This is a genomic window from Alkalicella caledoniensis (genome assembly GCF_014467015.1).
Lineage (GTDB): Bacteria > Bacillota > Proteinivoracia > Proteinivoracales > Proteinivoracaceae > Alkalicella > Alkalicella caledoniensis.
Map to the genome: position 1 here is coordinate 1,147,303 of NZ_CP058559.1, position 25,700 is coordinate 1,173,002.

The 25,700-nt window shown below is 35.7% G+C and carries 23 protein-coding genes; 1 reads left to right on the plus strand and 22 read right to left on the minus strand.

What is annotated here, in order from left to right; all coding sequences use genetic code 11:
* Positions 1 to 40: 40 nt before the first annotated feature.
* The 20 genes from HYG86_RS05645 to HYG86_RS05735 all read right to left on the minus strand — a co-directional run bounded on the left by HYG86_RS05645 (position 41) and on the right by HYG86_RS05735 (position 22,248).
* Complete coding sequence (locus tag HYG86_RS05645) at positions 41 to 1,417, minus strand: tyrosine phenol-lyase (RefSeq protein ID WP_213167949.1); 1,377 nt, start codon at positions 1,415 to 1,417, stop codon at positions 41 to 43.
* 140 nt (positions 1,418 to 1,557) lie between these two features.
* A complete protein-coding gene (locus HYG86_RS05650; protein WP_213167950.1) occupies positions 1,558 to 3,177 on the minus strand; it encodes a sigma-54 interaction domain-containing protein in 1,620 nt (539 codons plus the stop codon).
* A 171-nt stretch (positions 3,178 to 3,348) separates the two neighbouring features.
* Complete coding sequence (locus HYG86_RS05655; RefSeq protein ID WP_213167951.1) at positions 3,349 to 3,867, minus strand: immunoglobulin-like domain-containing protein; 519 nt, start codon at positions 3,865 to 3,867, stop codon at positions 3,349 to 3,351.
* Positions 3,868 to 4,074: 207 nt separating this feature from the next.
* Positions 4,075 to 4,911 carry a GNAT family N-acetyltransferase gene (locus HYG86_RS05660; protein ID WP_213167952.1) on the minus strand — a complete coding sequence of 279 codons (837 nt, stop codon included), beginning with the start codon at positions 4,909 to 4,911 and terminating at the stop codon, positions 4,075 to 4,077.
* 59 nt (positions 4,912 to 4,970) lie between these two features.
* Positions 4,971 to 6,632: a DUF2207 domain-containing protein gene (locus HYG86_RS05665; RefSeq protein WP_213167953.1), complete on the minus strand. Its 1,662-nt coding sequence runs from the start codon at positions 6,630 to 6,632 to the stop codon at positions 4,971 to 4,973.
* 102 nt (positions 6,633 to 6,734) lie between these two features.
* Positions 6,735 to 7,709, minus strand: coding sequence for a GNAT family N-acetyltransferase (locus HYG86_RS05670; protein ID WP_213167954.1), 975 nt, complete (start codon positions 7,707 to 7,709; stop codon positions 6,735 to 6,737).
* Positions 7,710 to 7,917: 208 nt separating this feature from the next.
* Complete coding sequence (locus HYG86_RS05675) at positions 7,918 to 8,688, minus strand: TatD family hydrolase (RefSeq protein WP_213167955.1); 771 nt, start codon at positions 8,686 to 8,688, stop codon at positions 7,918 to 7,920.
* 60 nt (positions 8,689 to 8,748) lie between these two features.
* On the minus strand, positions 8,749 to 9,669 hold the full coding sequence (locus HYG86_RS05680) for a helix-turn-helix transcriptional regulator (RefSeq protein WP_213167956.1): 921 nt from the start codon (positions 9,667 to 9,669) through the stop codon (positions 8,749 to 8,751).
* Positions 9,670 to 9,771: 102 nt separating this feature from the next.
* Entirely contained in the window at positions 9,772 to 10,512 is a 741-nt protein-coding gene (locus HYG86_RS05685) for a hypothetical protein (RefSeq protein ID WP_213167957.1), read from the minus strand.
* Between the two features lie 223 nt (positions 10,513 to 10,735).
* Positions 10,736 to 11,488: an ABC transporter ATP-binding protein gene (locus tag HYG86_RS05690; RefSeq protein ID WP_213167958.1), complete on the minus strand. Its 753-nt coding sequence runs from the start codon at positions 11,486 to 11,488 to the stop codon at positions 10,736 to 10,738.
* 19 nt (positions 11,489 to 11,507) lie between these two features.
* The gene (locus HYG86_RS05695) at positions 11,508 to 13,859 is read right to left on the minus strand and encodes an ABC transporter permease (RefSeq protein ID WP_213167959.1); all 2,352 of its coding nucleotides are present in this window, start codon (positions 13,857 to 13,859) and stop codon (positions 11,508 to 11,510) included.
* A gap of 411 nt (positions 13,860 to 14,270) precedes the next feature.
* Positions 14,271 to 15,095, minus strand: coding sequence for an aminoglycoside phosphotransferase family protein (locus tag HYG86_RS05700; protein WP_213167960.1), 825 nt, complete (start codon positions 15,093 to 15,095; stop codon positions 14,271 to 14,273).
* Positions 15,096 to 15,662: 567 nt separating this feature from the next.
* Positions 15,663 to 17,183: an aminotransferase class I/II-fold pyridoxal phosphate-dependent enzyme gene (locus HYG86_RS05705; protein ID WP_213167961.1), complete on the minus strand. Its 1,521-nt coding sequence runs from the start codon at positions 17,181 to 17,183 to the stop codon at positions 15,663 to 15,665.
* A 278-nt stretch (positions 17,184 to 17,461) separates the two neighbouring features.
* Positions 17,462 to 17,596 (minus strand): hypothetical protein, encoded by a 135-nt coding sequence (locus HYG86_RS18270; protein ID WP_281391335.1) that lies wholly within the window; start codon positions 17,594 to 17,596, stop codon positions 17,462 to 17,464.
* A gap of 15 nt (positions 17,597 to 17,611) precedes the next feature.
* The gene (locus HYG86_RS05710; RefSeq protein WP_213167962.1) at positions 17,612 to 18,103 is read right to left on the minus strand and encodes a pyridoxamine 5'-phosphate oxidase family protein; all 492 of its coding nucleotides are present in this window, start codon (positions 18,101 to 18,103) and stop codon (positions 17,612 to 17,614) included.
* A gap of 114 nt (positions 18,104 to 18,217) precedes the next feature.
* A complete protein-coding gene (locus HYG86_RS05715; protein WP_213167963.1) occupies positions 18,218 to 18,808 on the minus strand; it encodes a GNAT family N-acetyltransferase in 591 nt (196 codons plus the stop codon).
* Positions 18,809 to 18,888: 80 nt separating this feature from the next.
* On the minus strand, positions 18,889 to 19,935 hold the full coding sequence (locus tag HYG86_RS05720) for a hypothetical protein (protein WP_213167964.1): 1,047 nt from the start codon (positions 19,933 to 19,935) through the stop codon (positions 18,889 to 18,891).
* 368 nt (positions 19,936 to 20,303) lie between these two features.
* Entirely contained in the window at positions 20,304 to 20,546 is a 243-nt protein-coding gene (locus HYG86_RS18450) for a transposase (RefSeq protein WP_213167965.1), read from the minus strand.
* Between the two features lie 8 nt (positions 20,547 to 20,554).
* Positions 20,555 to 21,064 carry a hypothetical protein gene (locus HYG86_RS05730; protein ID WP_213167966.1) on the minus strand — a complete coding sequence of 170 codons (510 nt, stop codon included), beginning with the start codon at positions 21,062 to 21,064 and terminating at the stop codon, positions 20,555 to 20,557.
* Between the two features lie 359 nt (positions 21,065 to 21,423).
* Complete coding sequence (locus HYG86_RS05735) at positions 21,424 to 22,248, minus strand: septal ring lytic transglycosylase RlpA family protein (RefSeq protein ID WP_213167967.1); 825 nt, start codon at positions 22,246 to 22,248, stop codon at positions 21,424 to 21,426.
* A gap of 80 nt (positions 22,249 to 22,328) precedes the next feature.
* Here HYG86_RS05735 and HYG86_RS05740 point away from each other — a divergent pair.
* A protein-coding gene (locus HYG86_RS05740; RefSeq protein WP_213167517.1) for an IS3 family transposase occupies positions 22,329 to 23,887 on the plus strand; the annotation gives its coding sequence in 2 pieces (ribosomal slippage) (positions 22,329 to 22,797 and positions 22,797 to 23,887; 1,560 coding nt in all).
* A gap of 364 nt (positions 23,888 to 24,251) precedes the next feature.
* Here the strand turns inward: HYG86_RS05740 and HYG86_RS05745 are convergent.
* Both HYG86_RS05745 and HYG86_RS05750 read right to left on the minus strand, forming a co-directional pair.
* Entirely contained in the window at positions 24,252 to 24,503 is a 252-nt protein-coding gene (locus HYG86_RS05745; protein WP_213167968.1) for a hypothetical protein, read from the minus strand.
* Between the two features lie 542 nt (positions 24,504 to 25,045).
* On the minus strand, positions 25,046 to 25,447 hold the full coding sequence (locus HYG86_RS05750) for an immunoglobulin-like domain-containing protein (RefSeq protein WP_213167969.1): 402 nt from the start codon (positions 25,445 to 25,447) through the stop codon (positions 25,046 to 25,048).
* Between the last annotated feature and the right edge of the window lie 253 nt (positions 25,448 to 25,700).

Consider the following 25,700-nt stretch of genomic DNA (forward strand, 5'->3'; position numbering starts at 1 on the left):
CCCACTGAATTTTCATTCAGTGGGGTTTGGTACTAAAATTTTATAAACGCTCAAATCTACCAGTGAAGAATCTTAACACTGGAGCTTCGTAACTAAACTTCAGCCCTTTAATCTCATCTCTTCTGTTATATGTGTTAATGATTGCCTGGGCAACAAAGTCTAAATGAGCATAGCTATACACCCTTCTTGGCAAAGTAAGCCTTACTAACTCTAGTTTAGGGAAATACTCTTTACCTTCTTTGTTCCTACCTGCGGAAACATTTCCCCGTTCCATGGTTCTTACACCTGACTCAATATAAATTTCAGCAGCTAGTACCTGAGCGGGATATTCATTTTGAGGAATATGGGGCAAGAATTTTTTAGCATCTAGGAATACTGCATGACCACCTATTGGCCTTACAATGGGTATACCTGCTTCAATTAGTTTGTTGCCTAGATATTCAACCTGCTCAACTCTGTGCTTAATATAGTTAAAGTCTAATGCTTCTTTTAATCCTATGGCAAAGGCTTCCATATCACGACCACTCATACCACCGTAACTTGGCATACCTTCGTATACTACTACAAGGGCGCAAGCTTTATGGTATAAGTCCTCTTCGTTCATTGCTAGGAAACCACCAATATTAACTATTCCATCTTTCTTTCCAGACATTGTTGCACCATCAGCATAGGAGAACATCTCTTTAACTATCTCAGCTATGGTTTTATCTTGATAACCTTCTTCTTTTGTTTTAATAAAGTAGGCATTTTCAACATATCTGGTGCAGTCAAACATTACTCTTATCCCATTCTTTTGAGATAGTTCATAAACTTCTCTAAGGTTCTTCATGCTTACTGGTTGACCCCCAGCAAGGTTAACTGTAACCCCAACACATATATAAGGAATGTTTTCTGCTCCCACTTCGTTAATCAGGTTCTCGTATTTTTGTAAGTCAATGTTCCCTTTAAATGCCACATCTTCTTTGTCAGAAATATGCGCATCATCAATAACCACATCTACAAAAGTTCCACCATTCATTTCTTGATGAGCCCTTGTAGTAGTAAAGTACATATTCCCTGGAACATAGGTACCTGGCTTAACTAGTATTTGTGATAAAATATTCTCTGCACCCCTACCTTGATGGGTGGGAACAACATATTTTAATCCCATAATTTCTTGAACAGTCTCTTGTAAATGGTAGAAATTTTCACTACCTGCATAGGCCTCGTCACCCATCATAATTCCTGCCCATTGTCTGTCACTCATGGCATTTGTACCACTGTCTGTTAAAAGGTCAATATAAACATCCCTTGAGTTAAGTAAGAAAGTGTTATATCCTGCTTTTTTTATAGCTTCTAACCTTTCCTCTTTTTCTAAAATCCTCAGTGGTTCAACCATCTTCACTTTATAAGGCTCTGGCATATACTTATAATCCATTTTTCATACCTCCCATTGTAGTAATAAGGTTATAAATTTGCAAAAACCATGCCACTCATATCTTGCAATAAGAACGCCAATAGAACCCCTTTTGTAAAAGTTTTTTACAAATATGTAAGAAAGGGTTACAACTGTAAAAACTACTTACAATTGTAACCCTTTAATCTACTTATAACCTTTGTATGAGATATTCCTAATGCTTTAGCTATCTCCCTAGAAGAACTGTATATTTCACTAGCTTTCACTATATGCCTAGATTCAAGCTCATTAATAATTTCTGGCAAGTTCACGGGAAAATCTATTTTGTCACTATCACCATAAGATTTAGTATCATGAGTAGCTAAAGGATTATTAATCATTAAATTCTCTGTGTCAATAACGTCCTGGGAGAATATTAATGCCCTTTCAATCACATTTTGAAGTTCCCTAATATTTCCTGGCCAATGGTAATTCTCTAATTCATTTAAAGCCCTTTGGGTAATATGCAGATCTGTTTTTCCTGAATTTTTACCTAAAACTTTTATGAAATGCTTTATCAGTACGGATATATCTTCCTTTCTTTCTCTCAAAGGGGGTAATTGTACAGGTATGACATTTAATCTATAGTATAAATCTTCTCTAAAAGTACTTTCCTTTACCATTTCCAAAAGATTTCTGTGGGTGGCAGAAATTATTCGAACATCTACAGGTATTTCTTTCTCGCCTCCAATACGACGAAGGGCCTTTTCTTGAATTACTCTCAATATCTTAGCTTGCAGATGGACTGGTATCTCAGCAATCTCATCTAGGAATATACTGCCTCCCGTTGCTAATTCAAAAAGCCCCTGCTTTCCCGTATTACTGGCCCCTGTGAAAGCCCCTTTCTCATATCCAAAAAACTCACTCTCCAAAAGGGCGTCGGGAACAGCTGAACAGTTAACAGCAACAAAAGGACCGTTACCCCTATTACTACTAAGGTGTATTGCCCTCGCAAAAAGCTCTTTACCAGTTCCACTTTCACCCAATACCATAATATTTGCTTCTGTTTTAGATACAGATTTAGCTAACAGAATTGTGTTTTTAATTTTATCAGATTCACCTATAATATCATCAAAGCTTATCATGGAAGGACGAGCGATTGTTTGTATTAGCTTTCTAACTTCTTCCATTTCTTTAAAAATTAAAAGGGCACCCATCTTTTTACCAGAACTATTTTTAATAACCCTGACATTAAGTAATAAATTTACCTTTTTATTTCTAATTTTACTGGAAACTTCTATGTTAGATTTGTCTTGGATATCAAGCTTTGGATTGTAGTATTCCTCAGGTAAAAGCTGGTTAATGTTAAGATTCTTATCTTTGTTGGTTATATGGAATAGATGACTAGCCTTTGAGTTGTAGTACTCCATATCCCCATTTTTATTTACGGCTATAATCCCATCTCCCATGGTGTTTATAACAATCTGAAGTTCTTTTGCCACCTTTTCGGATTCCATCATATCTAGTTCAGTGACATCCGAAATTTCCTTAATTTTACTTTTAATCCAAGTTTTAAATTCATCCCAGCTTGTTCCATCCCACTCTACTTTGACTGATATATAGGGGGGCTTTATCTCCATAGTTTCAATATTCAGCTGTCTTGAGGCAAGGGCTGACAAAATCTCTTGGGCCATTCCCACCCTATTTTCCGGTACTAAAAATTTTATATTTTTATTTTCCACGGCCATTTCTCCTCTTCCAATGGGAAAACTAGTTACCCCTGATGCTATAACTAATTCCATATTTGGTTAATAAATTCCTCCAATTTATGATAATAATTAATTGCTTCTTTTTCTTACCCTCCAAAGTCCACAAAAAAACCTAAGTTTATCCCTTAGGTTTTTTTATCCATATTTGGTGGAGGTGGGGGGAATCGTGCCCCAATCCAAAGGCATTAAAAGAGACTTTGGCAGTTAATATATTGTAAACTCTGCAGCCAAATAGTACTTATCATAATCACCTGTACCTCTAAAGTCTAAAAGATCTTTCACTATACGATATTCACCAGTATCCAAACTTCCATAGATCCAGTTCCAATTAACTTCCCATTCTATATTTTCCCCATAAGCCAAATCATAACCAATATCTTCAAATCCGTAATAGCCATCTATAGGGATAGGTACCTGATACCATTTTCCATTGATTTTCTTTTCCAGGCAGAAATATTCACCATAAATACACTGATTATCAGAGTTATACTCAAATGTTACAGTCAGTCCAGTAGAGGACACTGTTCCTTCCTTTACAGTCATAGTTACATCATTAAAGTTATTGACAATATCATATGTTGTTAATTCCCAGTCAGTTGTTTCAGCAGATTGCGCAGTATTTTCTATGCCTTCAGCTGAATAACTTTCATAAGAACCTACACATCCTGACAAGGCTAATAAAGTTATAACCATACAAAATACTAAGCACATATTTCTTTTCATGTAATTTCCCTCCTCGTATAATAAGTTTATACTTGTTAGACTCCACATATATCCATAAGTTCCCCCAATATTTAAGAACTATCATTATTCTCTTTGTACAATTCCCTGCATTCTTTTTTGTGCTTATGTACAAGCAAAGTCTTATACTTTAAATTTAAAGGAGGAAAAAAGCCTACGCTACAGCGAAGGCTTTTTTCCTCTATATATTTAAGTAGTTAAGCTTAGTTCCTTTACCATGCTATATGATTTATAGCCCTTTGGATCATTCTCTTTTGTAAAAATTACCTTGTACCCTAATTTTTCATAGAATTTTTCCGCTTGAAAATCTGTTGTACCTAAATTTATGCTAAAGACATTTAACCCTTTTGCTTTTTCCTCCATTTTATACATAAGACTTTTACCGATTCCATTTCCTTTATATTCTTCACTCACTACAAGCCAACCAATATACATGGAATCTTCAGTAATACTTCCATGTACTCCCCCAGCGAATTTTTCACCATCTAATGCAACAAACATTATATTTCTTTCTTCCATTGGATAAATATTGTTATCCTTATTAAATTTATCTATTCTATCTAGCAAAATAGAATTGTATTTATCTATTTTTTCTTTAACAACCATGACCCTAATCTTAGTATTACTTTTTATATCAAAATCAGTATTCTTCAAATAAAAATAACTAGTTGTTTTCGGTGTTTTTTCTGTAATCCCTCCAATTTCAAAGCCAATATCCTTAAAATCTTCTGCTCTAGATTCAACTTCTGTATATAATTTCATACCTACGGCTTTATTTCGATAATAATCACTAACTTCTGAAATCAATCTTCTTAAAACATCAATATCCTCATAAAACATACTACCAATGCCTATCCAATCCCAAGAGTACTTTGCACACACACTTCCAACCAGTTTATCACCGTCAAAAGCATAAAAATATTCATTTGATGAATCTTTTGCACCGATACATTTATAATTATAAGCTCTTAGCTGTTTTAATAGCTCATCTTTATATTCAAAGTTTTTGTCCTCTATATATCTCACTGGTTATCCCTCCCTAAATCAATAATCCTTTTAGCTCGCAGGTGAAGCTATACTGGTTCTTACCTGCTACCCCCTCCTCCACCACCGGAAAAGCCGCCTCCTCCAAAAGAACTTGTAGAGCCACCCGTCCCAGAAATGTTCGGTGTTGTGGCACTGGTAATATGATTTGTTCTATTCATAAGATACATCATACTATAAGCATTGCAGCCGTACATTCTGGAAAATGTACCAAAGTATTCAGGTTCAAGGTTTTTCATGCTTTCCAGAACCCTCTCGCCCATATCAAACAAAGCTGCGAAAACTAGGTAATCTCCCCAAAGTTCTGTAAAAGAGTCTCCCTTTTCATTGGGCCTGTGCATTTCCATTAGATATTCCTTTAAACCCAGTATCTGAACAGCCTGATCAAAACCTGTAGCAGTAAAACGAAGAATACCCTTTGTGTCCTTTGCAGCTAAATTTAAATTAATTAACTCTCTTCTACCTTCTTTTTTCACATCTATAGCCCAGTCAGTGAGCTTATCATACAGCTCTTCAGCTGATTCTTCTACAACAGATTTCAAAAGTATACCGTCCTGATCTGCGTAGTCCATTAAGTAATTGAACAGTCTTTGCTCAACAATTTCAGTGGGTGTCGCATCAAGTCTAAAAGTAATAGCCTCCTCTTTTTCTTCTTCCTTATTGCTTTCTTTTAACTCCCGCTCTTCTATACTGATATAACCCGCCTTCTGCCAACGGATTAGATATGCACCGATAAGATTTTCATAGGGAATTTCTTTCCTTAATAATTTCATTGCAGAATATACAGCAGGTATGCTGCCATTAAGGGGAATACATGTAGAGTATATATGTTCTTTCCCTTGAAGTCTCACACTGGTTCCATCTGCCAATTTGTATCGTGAGTGGAAGAAGGCATGTGTAAACACAATCACTATAAGTACTATTGCTAAAGCAATAAACAATACTATGAAATCAATATCAGAGTTATCATTTTCTGCTGATTCCTGCAGCTGCTCAAATGACATGTTAGCTGTTGCCGCTAGCGGAAACAGTTCTTTATCAAAACGTGAAAGTACATTCACATAATCCCTTCTCCCCAATGCCTCAGACGAAAAAACCTTGAGGATTCCGTCCTTTGAAATTTCCACTTCACCTTGGAAACCATAACCCCAAATTCGGGCATTATCTTTTGTTAGAGAAGTATCCTCCATACTTATTTTTATATAGATTGATTCTGGAGCACTTGAAAGATCAGAAATAAAACGATGATAAAACCCTGCATAATCTCCATAATTTTTGACCAATCCTTCTAGTGTATATTGGATAGTATATTCACGATCACCGTAACTGCCAATACCCCAGCAAAGCTCATATCCTTCGGATGTTTTTAAAATCCCGCTAGTACCAGCTTTTTCTTCACGAGAAAGGCTTGTATCCCAGTTTTCCAGAGCTTTAAACTGTATTCCTGACTCATCCCATACTTTAAGAGAATGGACACTCATTCCATCCATATTGTGTAGGGCCTTGTAATATTCTGTACCACTATATACACCCCGTACCTCCCAAATCTCCGTAATTAGAGCAGACCCATCATTATTAAGAATGACTTCAATACTTATGGATGGTATGGCATCTTCTGCAGCGAATGCCGGTGTTATACCTGTAATTGACATCATTATAAACAGTACCGAGATAATGAACAAATTTCTTTTATTATTTTTCATAGACCCCTCCTACATGTGTTTTTCGTGTTATTTTAATTATTAACTTCTATATTATTTCCTAGATTCCTTTATTTTACATTCTATCAAACCAACATATACTTACTATGCCCATTCTATTGCTGGAGGGGAATTGAAAATGGCTACATTTTCTTCACTTTCTTCAATATAACTAAAATAGTCTAAAACAGTTTGATTATATTCATCAAGGATTTTGATCATACCGTAAATACTCATAAACACATTTGGGATATAATTACAGTCTAGATAGTCTTTCACTAAATCCAATGAAGGATTTAGTGGTATATGTACAAACTCAGCTTCTGTGTGTTCTATCTTTTTCCCAACATGGGCTAATATCTCAGATGTGCTTTCTTTGTTTTTACCTATTAGGGACATCATAACCCATGGTCTCTCTACTTCATAACGTATGTACCCAATTATTTTACCTTCTTTAATTAAAGTTGAAGCTGTGAATTCCCTTTCATGACTTACCCAGTCTAAGAAATTATTCCCTGGGAAAACTGCAAGGGGTTCATCTTTATTCCAGTTATGCCAGATCTCAACTATTTCTTTGATATCTTGGGGTTCAACAGGTCGTTCTATTATTTCTGTAAAAACTTGTGGCAAATTTTCTTTAGATATTTTTAAACCTGAAGGAGAAAACATTTTAGCCCTGTATCCAAATCTAGGATAATAGTCTTTTTCTCCAAATAATGTGCTCATAGCATAACCCTTTTCTTTTGCTACTTTGTGCCCTTCCATTAACAGCTTACCACCGACACCTAGACTTTGGTATTCAGGATGTACAGCTAAAGGAGAAAGATTTACTGCTTTAACCAGTTCTCCCCTAATATACATATCAACAGGGACAAACAGTGCGTAACCCACGATAATTCCTTCTACCTCAGCAACTAATGCCAAATCATTATCATAGTTTTTCACATGTCTAAGTACATCTCCTAGTATCATCTCTCTAAAAAAATCTGGACCAGGTTTTCTCTTTCTAAATGCCAATAGGCAAGTTTCTGCTATACCATTGTAATCTTTTTGGGTTTCTTTTCTGATAATTAAATTCAAATTATCATCCTCCTTTTTTTTTATTAGAGACACCTTTACAGACGTTGTCTCTAATTTATATCCCCCCTTGAAATATTCCAATAATAATATCAGTTTTCTACTAAAGTGTATCATAGTTACTAAACTTACTTTATTAACTTTTAGTTAAATTAACCACAAAAGCCTAAGCTTATGGCTTAGGCTTTGTCTCTCCATATTTGGTTACCTCTTAAATTCCATATAGCCTTCTGACATTGGCACTGGTAACCCTTGAAACTTCGTTAAATGGTATTTTCCGTAGCTCTGCTATAGTGCCAGCGACCTGTCGCACATATGCTGGCTCATTACGCCTTTTACCTAGAGGCCCTGGGGTTAAGTAAGGTGCATCTGTTTCCACAAAAAGACTGTCTAGGGGTATATACTTTGCCACTTCTTGAAGACTTCTTGCGCTTCTATAGGTAACAGGACCAGCTATGGATAAATAAAAGCCCAGCTTGACATATTCCTTCGCCAAAGATAGATCACCTGAGTAACAATGCAGTACACCCCGTAAATTGGGGTTCTTTTTCTTTTCTGACTTAATAATCTCAAAGGTGTCTTGATTTGCCTTTCTATCGTGGACAACTATAGGTAAATTTAGATCACCGGCTACTTCAATTAATTCTACAAACCATTTTTTCTGGATTTCCTTTTCATTGGGATAATGGTGATAATCCAGACCAATCTCACCGAAACCGACAATCTTTTTGCTACTTTGGGCAACCCTTTTAACCTCTGCTAAGATGTCATAGTTCATCTCAGGTCCTGCACAGTTATATCCAACCGTTGCATATATGTTCTCATGTTTTTCCGCCAGTGCCACAGCTGCTCTATTACTCTCAGGCCCACCTCCAGATTCGATAACTATATCTATGCCATCTTTCTTAAGATTTCTGATAACAATTTCCCTATCCCTATCGAATTTTCTACTACTTAAGTGAGCGTGACTATCTATTAACATATGAATCCCTCCCTAAAACTTCTATCTCTATTATAAAATACAATCACTGACAACTATGTGTCAGTGATTGTATTTATTTAACATTTTATTAATATACCCTTTAACATTACTTCGTAAAAAGTCAGGTTCTAAAACCTCACAATCCTGCCCAAAACCCAAGATAAACTTTATTAGTCCTTCTTCATTGGGATAAACATCTTCCACACAAAAATACCCATCCACCATCTCACTAATGTTATTTTTGTCAAAATACTCAGGAAGCTGTTCACCTAAGTCCCTTGAAAACTTTAACTTTACTTTAACACTTCTTTTACTATAAGAATCCGAGAAAATTTGCTCAAGTTGATCCAGTGAGATATCCCGTTTCGAAAATTTATCACCTAATTTAAGATTTCGCATCCTTACTAACTTAAATTTTCTATAATCATCTCTCACCTTACAATAAGCAATAAAGTACCAGTCTCCATGTTCAAGGGTAACTTGGATGGGCTCTGCAATCCTTTCCCCATACTCTTTGTTACGATTTATATAACTAAAAATTAGCTCTCTAGATTCCTCTATGGATTTATTGATTAAAAATAAGTATTCCTTCAGCTCTTCCTTCATACTAAAATGGGATAAATCAATCTTTAGTTTGCCATGATTATTACTCTGATCATAAACCCTCTCAAACTTCTGCCCTATGTCGTTAAATCCCTGGTTCTTACCCATCAAATTGCCTAGACTATTCATTAAGGGAATTAGAGTTAAGGCTTCGTTTTTATTTAAGAACAGGTTCTTGATGTCATAATCCTCCATAATATAATACCCCCCACCCTTTCCACCTACTGATGCAATGGGAACACCGGATTCACAGATTTTTTCAATATCTCTATAAATAGTCCTCAAAGAGACCTCAAAATGATCTGCCAGCTCTAGCCCAGTAACTTTACCCCTGTTTAAAATAATTAGCATTATTGAAAGCAGTCTATCTACCCTCACGAAATCCCCCCTTCCCTTTTTTAACTCCGTTAAGGCACACTTTTTTAGCGTAACATAGGATGTACAGTTTTAGGTTTTCAATGATTGGGCAAACACAACATCTTAAAAACTTCTTAAGTATCCACCCAAATAATAATAGTGCTTCATATCATTGGGTCCAAAATATACCTCAAATATCTTGGCATCTCTATTTAGTAAGTACACAGCTTGAACATTAATTGATTTGTTAATATTGGTAACCATTATTTTATCTTCTCTCATCAAATATATTGAAGTTTCTGCAACTGTTCCTATGGATGAAATAATTTCTGTTCTTCCACTATCATCTAAGTCAATCTCCTCTGTATTACCTTCTATTTTTATAACTGAATTTTCCACTTGCTCTTGTTCATAGAACCAGTAGTAGTTTACTTGATGGTTCGCGCCTAGAATACCGTAAATCTTTATAGCTTTTTTTCCAAATACTTCTGTTTCTTCTATTCCATAGATTTCATCAGAAGTTCCTTCCATGGTTACTTCTTCTATAAGAAACACTTTTCCATTTACCTGTATAGAACCACTTACCTGACCATTAGTTTTATTATTAAACAACTTTACTACTATTCCCTGATCAAGTTTTTTCTCATTAAGAACATCACCCTCTACATCTTCAGTTAAATGGCTTAAGGTAAAAGGAGTTATTTCTTCAAAAATTAAAGATAACGTCTCTTTTTCTTGACCATTATCTTTTTCTCCTAACTCCGCATCACCCGCTTGGGGATTAGAAGCTCGAGTGTTAGGAACTTGGGCACAACCACTTAACATTAGGAACAAAACCAAAATTACACAAAATTTCCCTTTCATATTTATCCCTCCTATTATTATTACAGCTCCCAAATTTAGTAGTAATACTAAATTGTGATTGCAGTTCCATAGACGTAACTAAAGGAAAAAAGTTTCAGTTTTTTAGTTAATTTAGATATTATTATTACAAACTACCTAAAAACCTAAGCTATTCGCTTAGGTTTTGTATTTTTGTACTATTTGTTTCCTTACTTCTCAGCCAATAACCACAAAATGCTCTATATTAAAATCCCTTTTTTTCTAACCACTCATACAACATTTTCTCTCTAGAAGATGTTTTTTCTTCATCTCCGTCATGTTTTCCTAGGGTCAGCTTATCATGGATATTTCCATCCATAAGGAATATTACTCTGCCTGCCCTGGCTGCAACTTTCACATCATGGGTAACTATAATGACTGTTGTGCCATCTGTATTGACAGCATTAATTATATCCAATACTTCCTTTGAGGTACTGCTGTTTAGGGCTCCAGTGGGTTCATCCCCAAATAAAATATCTGGTTGATTGATCAATGCTCGGCATATGGCTGCACGTTGCAACTGTCCCCCTGAAACTTTTTTAATGTCATGGCCAGCTACACTATCAATGCCTGTCTTTACCATAAGTGTATGGGCATTTTGATTCACCTGTTCCCTTGATAGCTTGCCAAGCTTAAACCCAGGAAGTACAATGTTATCCCTAATAGATAAATTTTTAAGCAGATAAGAGTGTTGAAAAATAAATCCCATTTGTTTTAGTCTTACTTCACTTATTTTTTCATCATCCAGCTTAGAAATATCTTTTCCGCAAAGGAGCACACTGCCTGAAGTGGGTCTATCCATTCCACTGATACTATAAAGCAATGTAGATTTTCCAGAACCGGACTGTCCCATTATTGCTATGAACTCACCCTCTTCAACCTCAAAATTTATATTGTTTAACACCTGTGTATCTTCAAAACTTTTACATAGATTCTCTACCTTTAAAATTGCTTTCATAGTGCCCCTCCCCAATTTACTATTCATTTATAATAGAAATAATATTGTATTTTGTTATTGTTCTCAGAACAATCCATGTTACTAACTGCATCAAAGCCAGTAACAACAATGGACACAGTACATACAGAACTAAGGGGTTGACAACAAGATCAACTTTTTTAACCCCTAGCCCTGAAATAGTTAATACAAGGTTAACTATCTTCTCTCCTAAGACATTGGTTAAAATAACTCCCACCAAAATACCAATGATTGAAACATAGCCTATCTTTACTAAATATTGCTTTTTAATGTCTAGTTCAGGAAATCCTATGGCCTTTAAAACTGCAACTTCCGCTAAATCCTTGGCCAGACGCAGTTTTAAAAATAATACAGTGATAAGCATTACTAAACAAGCTCCTATTATAACAATTATAAAAACAATAGTCTTAAGTTGCTTTACCACACCACCTAATGTCTGGTTTATGAACTCCTCCATTGGGTATATTGTTACTCCAGGTCCTACGATTTCTGACCATTGATCTGCCTTTTCTTCCGCTACTGTATTATCTTTAAGATTAACGGAAAAGGAATACTTTTCACTGGTAAGGTTCGAAAAGTCATATTTTGATTTTGCTGTGTATCCACCGCTGGTAACACCTTGATATATTCCAGATAAAACAAATTCCTTTTTTCTGTCACCATAGGAAAGTACCATTGTATCACCGATATTTTTACCTATTTCATTGGAATTAAGATAGGAGATGGCAATCTCATTTTCCCCATTAGGAGCTTTTCCACTAATATACTTTAGCCCATTACCTGAGTTATCTCCACTGTCTACATGTAAATTCATAAGTTCAGCATCAGCATTGGTTGTCTGAACACGTACCCTTCGATATTTATAATAAGTTTCAATTGCGTCATCATCCTCTAAAACCTGTACTACCTTCTTATAGTTGATTTCGAGGTTTTCCCCATTTTCCACTTCAATTAGTATATCTTCCAGAGAGCTTCCCATATATGTGATAAATTCAGGGGCCTCAAAGGTGTTCATGAGATTAATAGGAACCATAATCATTATTACAGCAATTAATACCACTGCAAAAACTATTGTCCAGTTTTTAAAACTATAGAAAACCTCCCTAATTGCCATCAGCCAGTTAACAGGGAGTTTCTTTGATTTATATAGTCCATCCTTTATTTGCCCTTTTTCTTTATGAAATCCTTTTCTCCTAACCAATGCATCAACAACAGTAACTTTTTTAATCCTCTTTAATACCTTCTTGCAGTAATAGGTTATAAGAAGGAAAACAAGGCATCCAACAACAATTGATAGTATTATTGCTAGGGGAGACATACTCATATTTCCAAATGTAGTCCTGACATGGTTTGTAAATATACCAGTAGTTAGCAATGCTAAAATATATCCTATTACTACTCCTACCGAAGCTAATATCCTATACTTATTTAGATAAATATTCCTAATATGGGCAAAAGGAAGTCCTATAGCCTTCATTGTACCTATTTCACCAATTTCTTCTTCCAAAGCAGCCATTATTGTAAACTTAACACAGATAAAAGAAACTATGATTAAAAGTGCGCTTACTAGAAGTAGAACAAATACAGTTACCATATCTGTTATTGCACTTAATATAAAAATCATGGCATATGTCACTGCTTGACCATTTTGCGGAAGCCCTGCATTCTCATAGGCTGTTTGAAAATTCGAGGCCTCTTTTGAATCAGTGAAATAGGCTTCTATTAGGTATTCATTTTCTCCAACCTTACCGTTCAGCATATCAAAATCTTTATTGCTCAACAGTATTCTTGTGGAAGAGACCATTGGGGAATTCATTTGGGCATCCAGTATGAATTCCTTAATTATAAATTCCTTTAGGACATTATTATAGTTCAAAAGAACATGGTCCCCTATTTTCATATCATACATTTCCTTTAAAAGTACGGGAATCCCAATTTCTCCTTCTTCAATAATAACTTTTTCGTGTTCCGAATTTAAGAGTAAATCCCTACTTTCATTCTGCTTTACCAGACCAATGCCAAGACGGCAGTCAGAAAGATCATATGTATCCTTACCTACAACACTAAGGGATTCACCGTGTACATTAATCATTGTGATAGTCTGCCAGTAAGTTATACCTTCATAATCTGACATGAACTCATCTATTTTCTCCTGATCAATTTCTCCCTTGTGCATCTGAAGAAAATGAGGTGGCTGAGCTTTCTCATATAGTCTAGAAATTGATGTGAAGGTTTGTACCCCCATTATCACAGACAAGACCGCAAGACCAGCTGAAAACATCATAAACAAAAGTAGTGCAAGATTAATCACTTTATTCCTCTTAAAGTCATTTTTAACAATTAACCAATCCATCTCCCATACCCCACATCTCTTAATTTATACTTTTGCCTCTAAGTCTATCATACTTGCTGAAGGTATATTATTAATTTTTAGTTAAATAAAAATTTAGTGGAAGGGTAAATAATTTCTTGATTTACTTCCTCCTCAAAAATATCGTTATAGATTTAGAGCATATCTATTATTATACTTTTACAATTAACTCCACCTCCCGTTAAAGACGCGGTTTAGATAAATAAAAAAAGCTGTAAGAAGAACCTTCTTATCAGCCTTAATTTATTTTACTAACATAAAGATTTATCCCAACGGCAAACCCCTAAGGTTAAAATATCAGATGTTTCCTCCTTATGCCCTTAGCCACATGCCCTTAACTCTGAGATGGGATATATAACACGAACCGGAACAGTATCAAGCTCCAAAGTAAGTTTATATGCCTTTTTTGAGTATTTTATTGCAATGTTCATTTACCAATTGTATTAATACCTGTTTTTCATTTTCTGAAATCCATTCCCTTAATCTTGCTGCTGCAACAGGTAATTCCCATCTATTAATATCCTCAATGTTTTTTTTCGAAATCATAAGGTATTCCTTTATATATATCTTGTAAAGGTGATGTTGGAAAAATGAAATTAACCTTCTCATAACCCAAGATGCATTTGCAACTTCCCCATATTTTAACATAATGCATGTACGGGCAACATCAGCACACACATCTCCCTTGCAAGCAGTCATCCAATCTAAAAAAACAGCTTTATTATTTGATATCATTATATTTCCTGGATGGAAATCAAAATGGCACAAATCACTTCCATCGGGTAACTGCTTTAAATATTTTCGGACGATTTCCTTATTCTCATCAGAAATTACATCAACACTATTCAAATCCTCTTCCAGTCTCTCTTTTACTGTACACAGGTTTTCCATAACTGGTTTCTGTATATATAAATGATAATGTGCTAATTCTTTTGCATAAGCATTAATTTTCCACAAGGAAGCCAACATGACTCTCAGCATATCTGTACCTTTAATTTCCTGATATATAATTCCATGCCTGCCATTTACCTGAACCATTTCATATACTTTTGGAACACAATCCAAAATCTTTTGTATGAAAATGCCGTTTTGATATTCTCTCTCTACTATCCCTTTATGTAGCCCGTTCCGAAACAATTTTAATATTTTATTATCATTTAGCCTAAATATTTCAGCTGTATTACCTTGTCCTATGATTTTATCATTATTTATTTCCATATGGTTTCCCCCATTCCCTTACTTATTGATTTTATCTCTACTCAGCCTTCGAACAAAAAAAGAAGAAATAATACATATCAACATGGAAGTGGCAAAAATACCAAATATTAAGTCTGGAATAGGCTTACTAAATACTACTAAAGAAAGTATGATAATTAGGGCTATCATTTGCACAATAAAACTGGACCACATTAAATTCTTGATTATCATTCTGTTTCACACCTTTCAGTTAAAATCTTATAATGGTTTTTCTTTGTATGAACAACCTCTCTAATTAGGTTCTTATTCGTAGTTTCTTTTTCTTATTAAAAACTCATTTTTACTCCCAGGGTATAGATCTTCCTTAACTATTTACATAATTCGATTAAGTTACATATATTACCTTTATTTAGGGAAGTTTTTCTGCATATTAACTTCCCAACCATGCAAAAAACCTAAGCTTAGCGCTTAGGTTCTAATATCTCTATTTTTCATTTTGGGGAATTGAAAACCCCGTCCTATTTATTAAGTTGATATCTCCCATGTTTAGTGGAGGCTGGGGGAAGTCGTACCCTTGCAAAATCTCACTTAAATAATGGGTTCTTGTGCTTTAATAACACGAATATTTGTAAAGCTTTCATCTTCAGGTCCCTGTACGGGTAAGCCAACCTCAATATTCCGTTGAATGTACTGAATGTTTTTTTCTGTAATTATTTCTCCAGGAATTAAAATTGGGATACCTGGAGGGTAGATCATGATAAACTCAGCAATTACTCTTCCAGCAGATTCTTTAAAAGGTATTAACTCGGTTTCAGCATAGAACGCATCCCGAGGCGATATTGCCAATGCGGGAATATTGGGAACACGTAAAGCTACAGCTTTATTATCAACATCTTTATTGGACTCAAAGTATTCCTCTGCCAAGTGTTTAAACGCTTCTATTAACTTACTTGTTGTGTCCTCTGTGTCTCCCACTGAAATAATACACAGGATATTATACAAATCAGACAGCTCAACCTCAATATTATAGTTTTTTCGTAACCAGACTTCAACTTCATATCCAGTGATCCCTAATCCCCTAACGGAAATAATTAACTTCGTAGGATCTATATCGTAGGTTGCCTTTGTTCCTAAAATTTCTTTCCCCACGCAATACAATCCAGTGATAGTATTGATTTCATTTCTTGTTCGATCTGCAAGAGCAATTGCATTTTGAATCAATTCTCTCCCTTTTGTTGCTAACTGTTTCCTAGCTACGTCCAGTGAAGCTAATAATAAATAGGAAGTTGAAGTTGTTGTTAGCATACTGATCACAGATTGAACTCGTTTAGGTGATACTAAACCTTCCTTAACATTTAAAACAGAGCTCTGGGTCATTGAACCACCTAATTTATGAACACTTGTAGCAGCCATGTCGGCGCCAGCTTGCATTGCTGATAAAGGAAGTTCTTCGTGGAAGTGAATGTGAACACCATGTGCCTCATCAACTAAAACAGGCACTCCATAACTGTGAGCAATATCAACGATTTTTTTCAAGTTTGCTGCAATACCAAAGTAAGTAGGGTTTATTACTAATAGTCCTTTGGCATCAGGGTGTTTTTTTAACGCTTTTGCAACGGAATCCGTTGTTATCCCGTGTGATATACCAAAGTTTGGGTCAATAACAGGGTGAATAAAGATTGGTGTAGCACCAGAAAAAATAATGGCAGACATGATTGATTTATGAACATTTCTCGGGACTATAATTTTATCTCCTGGGCCACATACACTCATGATCATGGTCATAATTGCGCCACTTGTCCCCTGTACAGAAAAGAATGTATGGTCAGCACCAAAGGCCTTTGCCGCTAAGTCCTGTGCTTCTTTAATCATGCCATGGGGATGATGTAAGTCGTCTAAAGGACCAATATTAATTAGATCGATAGATAGAGCATTATCTCCAATAAAGTTGCGAAACTCAGGGTCCATCCCAGTTCCTTTTTTGTGGCCAGGTATATGAAATTGAATAGGATTTTTTTCTACATGCTCTAATAACCCCGTGAAAAGTGGCGTCTTTTCTTGTTCCTTAAGGTCAGAGTTTGTATTATATGGAAAATTTGATGTTGTCAATATATTCACCTCTAATCATGATCTTCAACTGTAAACATTAAGTTAACTAATTTGTAAAACAAAAATGAGTATAACATATCTAGATAAAAAAACAAGTAAAAACTCTGTCTCTTATCCAGTTTTCTACAAAGTAGGTTAAAATATTATGAGATAGGAAACTTTATAAAAGTTTTAAAAAGCCCATTTTACTTTTTAACAGGAGAATGAAGCATATGGAAATAACATATCGTATACATAAAATATCATAAAACCCTAAGCGATAAGCTTAGGGTTTGAATTTATATATCTTTATAAACATTATGGTAAGGACGTTTTTCTACGATATCTTCGGTAATAATCAAAGCAGCATTGTTTTGTATATCAAGCACGCACCATTCGTATCTCCCAAATACTATTTTATCTCCTACCTGCATATTTACCTCCCTGCCTTATATGGTTTTCCCTTCATTTGTTTCTATCTTATTCACAAAGTCCATATTGTAACGCACAGCACCATGGTCTTTAATTACCGTGCCTCTCGTAAGGCGGATTGCCAAAATACAGCAATTCTCATCCTTCTCATTGTTCGCGTCGTCGTACCATTCGGCAAAAACAGTGCGAAGCTTAGTCCTTATTTCAGCGTTTTTCGGGTCTAATACCCAACCAAGATTTTCACCTATTCCGTTGCCGGAAAACCACTGGAAGTTAACGGAAAACGCAACTTCTTTGTTTTGTGCTATTTCCCGCATTTTATTTGACTTTGCGTATGTAACAACATAAAACACGCAGTCCTCATAATATGCGTCCACATCGCGGACAATGGGTATTGGGTTTCCATCAGAACTAGGCTCTGTGGCAATAGTTGCAAGTGAGATAACATTATCCTTGTTGTTGCCGCACCTTTCTTCAATTATCTTTAAACCTTCTTGGTACTTACTCATTAGCATTTCCTCCGATCAATTTAGTTTATTTATATTTTCTCGTTGTTTAAAGGGAATCCACATTTTCATATACTTGAATTTTGATAATATATCTCGGTAAAAAAACGTCCGTAATCAGTCCGAGTTCCTTGAGGCAAAAACCAAAACAACATCATCACCTATTCCATAATCACCTTGTCCATAGATATCTACATATTCATCAAGTAAATACTCTTTCACAACTTTCTGCTTATCTTCATCTGAAACTTTTATAAATCCGGCTTTTTCATATGCTCTTACTGCACGTACATTTCTTTTTGATGGTCTAATGATAAATCTCTCTATATCAAGATTCTCCATTAAATAATCACAAAAAATCTTTATTGCCTCTGAACCCAAACCTCTTCCGTAGTTCTTTTCAGTTCCCATCCATATATCAAGTTCAGCGCTCTTGCCTTTTAAATGGAATGACGAATAACAAATTGCTCCTACTTCTTGATTTCCATCATTTATAATCCATAATTGTCCAAAATTTGGTTTTGAGCCGTCAAAATAAAAGTCTTTAAAATCCTCACAATACTCTTCCCAACTTGGTATTGGGGTATCCTCGAAATTAGGTGGTCCCATATGGCTCTTAGCTGTTTCTGATAAACATAACCATTCATATACCTTTCTTTTGTCTGTTAGTTTTGATGGCTCAATAGTAACTTGTTGTCCTTTAATCATTTTCATTCTCCTTTTTTCACCGTGTCATCAATACTACTATATCAAACATTCACCTTTTTTCTTTTTTAGTGCTTCATCTTTTATTTCTTTTGCAAACATGACAATTCTATATCAAACCATGTTTCAATGTCTTCTCGTATATCTAAAACAGAATCATCCAAGGATATGGGAAGTCCACGGCAACCACCATCACAATGACCGATTTCTCTTTTTCTGCCACAACCATATCCCTTTGCAATCAGTTCCTGCAAAATTGGAGAAAAGCTTTTGATAGTGTCAATGTATTCGTTCGTCTTTGTCGATTTCACATTGATATGATAGCCGTTGTTGAGGGAAGTGTTAATTCCCCATACAACTTTCTTTTTATAACAATACTTCATATAGATATGAAACCCTTTTATTTCCACAACACAGGTAAGTCCTTTATCCAAATAGCGCTGATGCAGTTGCAGAATGAAATCCTGCACATCTGGTGATAAAGGCTTTATGGTATCCTGCACAATAGAAAGCACATGGTTTTCATCCTTTTTCAATACCCTGTAATCACAGCGCAAAAAAACATCCTGGTTGACTAGGGTGCCATGGTCTCTTTCGGCCATTGCCATGACCTTCAGGCCTGTAAGCATAGTAGGATTATCTGGATATGTAATCTTTATGGTTTTGATGTCAGACAAGTTTTGCTTCTTTTTATTTATATCTATGCCGTCAATGCAAATACCGCAATCCGCCAAAAATCGAAAGCATTCAAGGTTTTTGGTAACAGACAGCTTTCCACTAAATACTGTATTTCCACAGGCTAGAGATTGCTCGTTTTCAACTGGCATGCCATGATAACCTATGTTCATTAGTATGGTCCTTACATTGTGCAGGAACGGGTAATACACCGAAAGAGTGGTGCGGTTTTCATATTCATGGGCAATTTTTTTGCTATTATCATAGACATCACCTTTGCTGTATAAAACATCGTAAAGCCGAACCAAAAAGGCTCTGAACGCCAGAACACCCTCACGTATCCTATCTTCATCTGAAACATTTGTATATGCAGGATTGATCGAATATGCTTCGTGGGTTCCGGGCACCATAATTTCCTTTAAATAGCTCGCCACATCCTGAAGTGTTTTTCTCATGTGTTTCACCTCTTGTAATTTACTTTAATCTCTAAAACCAATTTTCAAATTCCTGGTTTTCTGACTGTATATACAAATCATGTACCACGTGATAGAACTTATATGATAATCTCTTCTATCCTAGGCTTTCTTGCACACCCTCTTTGATTTCCGAATTAAATGTTTAATGAATTATTCAACAATAAATCTAGATAACCTTCTAAACTGGACAAAAAAAAAGAAGTTTTTCCAAGAATGGAAAAACTTCAAGCCTAACTAGGAAGATTTTTGTTTTCTTCACCTTTAAATAATCCTGATGACTACTCCATTTATAATTTAAGTCCATCATCAATCCATGCTTCAACTGGATTTAAGTGTATATACTTTACTCATTGTAACAAGTATGAACCCCCGTCGCATAGCAATGCTTTGTACCGCTGCTGAAATACATGCCTAGTTCTAGAATGCTTCAAATTAATTCTTTGGGTATAGCTTTGCAGTATTCCCTGCCTGATCTTAGATAGTGGCACTTTCCCAGTTTCTATAAGCAAATGAACATGGTTATCCATAATGCAATATGCATAGAGCTTAAAGCGATATCGTTCTTTATATTTATCCAGTAGAAATACCATATATTTTATTAACCTTCAAAACTCCACACTGGTATTACTTCAATTTCTTCTAATAAAGGATTACCATTCTCATCATCGTATTTTATTTCAACCACAATATTATGGTTAATGTATTTCATCATCTCTCTGGGATATGAAACACCTGCTCTTCCTCCCTTAAAATCCTTTAGTTCTTCAGTGTTATAGCTATATCCCGATGCATTTTTCTCTTCTTTATCTGTATTTTTATCTCTAAACCTTATGGTAATAGATATATTCTCTGACACATAGTGTTCCTCCCCGATATAATCAATTGATTCTATACGGAGGTGCACATGGCTAGATGTGTTAACCAAAACTCCATCACTGATTTTCCAATTATCACTTTCTCCTTCTAGCCTAAATACCGCCAAAAACATTTCAGCTCTCTCTTGATCCAATTGGCTTCTTATACTTCGATTATTGTTAAACAATACTATGCAAGTAATTAGTAGAATGAAACTTATGGTAATTAATGTTTTGATATTTCTTACATTCACCTGTTTTCTCCCCTTTCTCAAAACTTGTACTCAAAAAACCCTTAGCGGAGCTTCGGCTCCCAGTGACTTCTCTAAAATTTCTCCTATCCTAGTATTGAGAATTTTCCCACCCATGTCCCCCTTTTTTCTGATGTACATAACTTATATATTCCTAAAATGTTTCACTAATACTACAAATCATAGCCGATCCAACGGTTTAGATATTTGGTAGAACCTTGTGATTTATGAATTAAATGTTTATTGAATTATTCAACAATAAATCTAGATAACCTTCTAAATGGGACAAAAAAAAGAAGTTTTTCCAAAAATGGAAAGACTTCAAGCCCCACCCGGAATATTTCCAGTTTTATCTCATGTCCTTATTTCATTAACTCCAATCTTACAGATTTTGCTCCCACGGGTCTACCAATTTCTATCCATGCACGATAAGTTAGCTCTATGCCTTTTCTGGCAGGAGCCCTATCTGTAACTCTTACCACAATACTTTTTGAAGGATCAGCTAGGTTTGTCACTTTAATAAACTTATTCATATAATTCGAATGCCAATTGTAGGTGGGTGTTATGGCAGCAGTCAAATCTTGGGGGTGGAACACCTCACCAATTTCTGTATATGGATTTAAGATATTTCCTGCATCAAACCCTATCTCAGGACAAGGGGAATTCCTCCCGGGTCTTGTGCCTTGACATGGCACACCATAATACTCACAATGTGCCCCCTCTGATATAATAATGGAAACATCAGAGCTTATGTTATTAGGTACATTAAGCTGCATACTGGATTCATTACCATTTGCTGCTGGGAAGTTTAATCTAATAGCTGACCTTATAGAGTTTGCTATCACTAATGCATTATACCAAGGTACCTTTGAGTTTTCTTCAATTTCTAAAATAGCCGTTTGCTCAAAGGGCGACTCTGAATCCACCCAATTGGTTGATTCATATAATTGGGCAGGATAGCTTCTCCATCCCCTAGAACCATTACCTGTATCGTAAAGATATGTTTGTTCGCCAATGCCTAGTCTTACCCTTGGGCAGCATACTATATATTTACCTGCTGCGAAAGAGGGTGTAATAAAGTCTAAATCCCTGTTCTTATCTCCGAATATTCTATTTAGTCTTTTAACAACCAGCTCTGCCTTTGATTTATCCTCATTTCCATAGACAGTTAAATCATTAACTATCACAGACCCTATGTGTTAGGATAGTTGTCGTAAGAAATTGATGTATAATAGAAAATACGACAATGAACCTAAGGAGAGAGAATATGCCTAGAACTAGCAAGTATAGTCAAGATTTTATAGATACAGTTTTAAAGAGGCTTGAGCCCCCTTCATCAGAGACAGTGAATGATTTATCAGAAGAGCTAGGGATACCAAGCTCAACTATCTATACATGGGTAAAAAGGAGCAATGGTAGTTTAAGAAAGCAAAAGCCCAAGGATAAGTGGACATCCAAAGATAAGTTTCATGTTGTTTTAGAGACAGCCACTCTATCGGAACTGCAACTAGCAGAGTATTGTAGGAGAAAAGGCCTTTATGTAGAGGAAGTTAAAGCCTGGAAAGATCAGTGTCTTAATGCTAATAATGAACCTGTGGAAGATACTAAAAAGATAAAGAATGAGCTTAAAGAGGAAAAACTAAAAGCTAAAGAGCTAGAAAAAGAACTTCGTATGAAAGAAAAGGCATTAGCTGAAACGGCTGCTTTACTGGTACTTAGAAAAAAGGCAAACGCGATTTGGGGGGACCCCGAGGAAGACTGATCAGTGACTCAGATCGTGTAGACGCAGTAAAGCTGATCAAAGAGGCAGTAGATAGTGGTGCTAGATTAAGACCAGCCTGTGCAGAATTGAATATAAGCGACCGGACATATCAGCGCTGGTCTAAGGGTAATGAAGTAAAAAAAGATCAACGTCCGTTGGCGCAAAGGCCTGTTCCCAAAAACAAGTTAAGCGATGAAGAACGCTCCATAATACTAGATACGCTAAATAGCCCAGAGTACGCTGACCTACCTCCCTCTCAGATTGTACCGAAGTTAGCTAACGAGGGTAAATACCTTGCTTCCGAATCGACAATTTACCGAATATTGAGAGAAGAAAAAATGAATGCACATAGATCTAAAACTAAAGAGCCTATAAAAAAGGAAGCTCCTACACATATTGCGACAGCTCCAAATAAGGTATGGACATGGGACATAACCTGGTTGAATGCTTCTGTAAAAGGTGCTTACTTTAAGCTATATTTAATCTTGGATATGTTTAGTAGAATGATAGTGGCGTACGAAGTTTGGGAGTCAGAAAAAGCAGAATATGCAGAGCAACTAGTAAGAAAAGCAACCTTGTCACAAGGCATAGCTGGAAGACCCCTGGTCCTTCATTCTGATAACGGTAGCCCAATGAAAGCTGCTACATTTCAAGCAACCCTAGAAAAGCTTGGTATCCAAAGCTCATTTTCTAGACCTAGGGTAAGTAATGATAATCCGTACTCTGAATCACTTTTTAAAACGATGAAGTATGTTCCGAAGTACCCTACTAAAGGGTTTCATTCAATAGATGAAGCAAGGAAATGGGTAAGAAAATTTGTAAGTTGGTACAACAACGAGCATTTGCATAGTGGTATTAAGTTTATAACACCCTATCAGAGACATTACGGTCTCGATAAGGCAATAATGGCTAAACGTATCGAAGCTTATAAACTAGCTCAACGAAAGCATCCTGAAAGGTGGGCTAGACATATCAGAAATTGGGAGTTGCCAGAGTTTGTGGCATTAAATCCTATTAAGGATGAAGAAGCAGTGGAACTTATTAGTCAGGAAGAGCAAGTGTAATCACAAGACTAGATTTGGCGAAGCGTATCATTTACTTGGAGAGGCCCACATGGTAGCCTGTTGAAAAGGCAGGACTTATTATTTATGGGCATGCCTTTAAGGACCTATACCTTGTGGGCAGAGGCTCCATGTCAATGACAAATCGGGTCCAGAACTCATAATTATTTTTATTAAAATGCGACAACTTTATTGACAAACACCGCAGAGTAGATTTCAATAGAGGCATTATATTCAAGTATAGCTAAATTGTTCATACAAGCACTCCCTTTTATCAATTCATATTACTTTTTATGTAATATGAGTCAAAAGAGTTCATCGTAAATAATTTCTTCAAATAGCAGAAAAAAGCCTAAAAAGAGCCTTTTTAAAGGAGGCTCTTTTCTAAGTCTTTTATTTCTACTGCTTTATAGTCATCATCGTTAATGTATATCTCCATTTCTTTAACTAATTTGTTGCTTATGATAAATCTGTTATAAAAAGATACCCCTTTTCCTTCTTTGCAAAATTCTTCTAAAGTTCTTATAACTATTACCTTTTTTTTGGCTTTAATTTCTTCCTCAATAGATTTTACCGCTTCTTGAAACTCTTCCCAATGCTTTGATTTAATAAACCACATTTATAACCCCTCCCAATGTTTTTATACATTATATTCTTCAAAGATTCTAAATATCCTACTATTGAATTGATGAGGAAACAAATAATTAGTTTACCTCCTCACACGCCGCGTAATTACCGTTCGTATCAGGGTTCCATTAGCTTGCTTACATCTTCTCTCCTCTGCGTCCTTGACTTAAGAAGACCATTGTAACTTTCTTATCCCTTAGGCTTTGTATCTTCATCTTATCGAATATAATTATGGTTATTTCCACATCCCATTAAAAATAAACCTTCAGATTTTCAGATCGGGATTTTGCCTAGGGCTTCCTTCAGATATCCACCTCACGATGGACACCTAGGTTGCATAGGCGAGCAGTAGACGGAGTCTACGACCAGCCCTTGCCTTCGGCTAGTGGTTCCCACTACCAAGCCCACAGCGGACTTTCCCGCCAAGTTAACATACATGCTCGGCGCACCAAAAATAATACCGCTCAAGTTGAACGGTATTATAACAGTGTTTGGAGTCTTATTAGTGATATAGTAATTAGTATACTATGGTCATTATTTTGAAACAGTAAATTCAGTAATAATTAATTTTGCTGTTTCTTCATCACTCAGGTCAGAAAGCACTTCTTTTAGTATACGGTACTGACCTGGTTCTGATGGAACAAAGAGTATTACCTGCTCAAACTTCTTTCTTGGTTTCAGACTATACGCGATATCTTCCCAACCGTCTGGAATATGAATAGTTTCCCACTTATTGTCTGTATAACGTTGTATTTCATACTTTTGTCCAAAGTATATTGTGTTCCAGCTCCTATTATTAATAGTTATTGTTAAATCTTCACCCGATGAAATAACGTCTACGTTCAAACTTAGTTGAGGACTATTGTTTGTACTAACATAAACTATAATAATAATTACTACAGTCAAAATGGCAACTAGTATGTTACGTGAACTCATATTATTACCCCGTTACTTTTTTAGTTTCGGAACTACACCCTAATCAAACTAAGGGCGGATCAATGGAGTTGCAGTCAGATCTATCTCTACCCCGAAAACAGGTGAAAACATCGCATAGCCATCACGACGACCCACATGAATCCCACGGATATTGGCATTTGAAGAATCTCGGATTGTGCAGAGATTAGGGTCAGGCTTTTGACTTTTTGATTCAGTATTCTATCGTGAAAATAGAAAGTCATGCCCCCTGGAT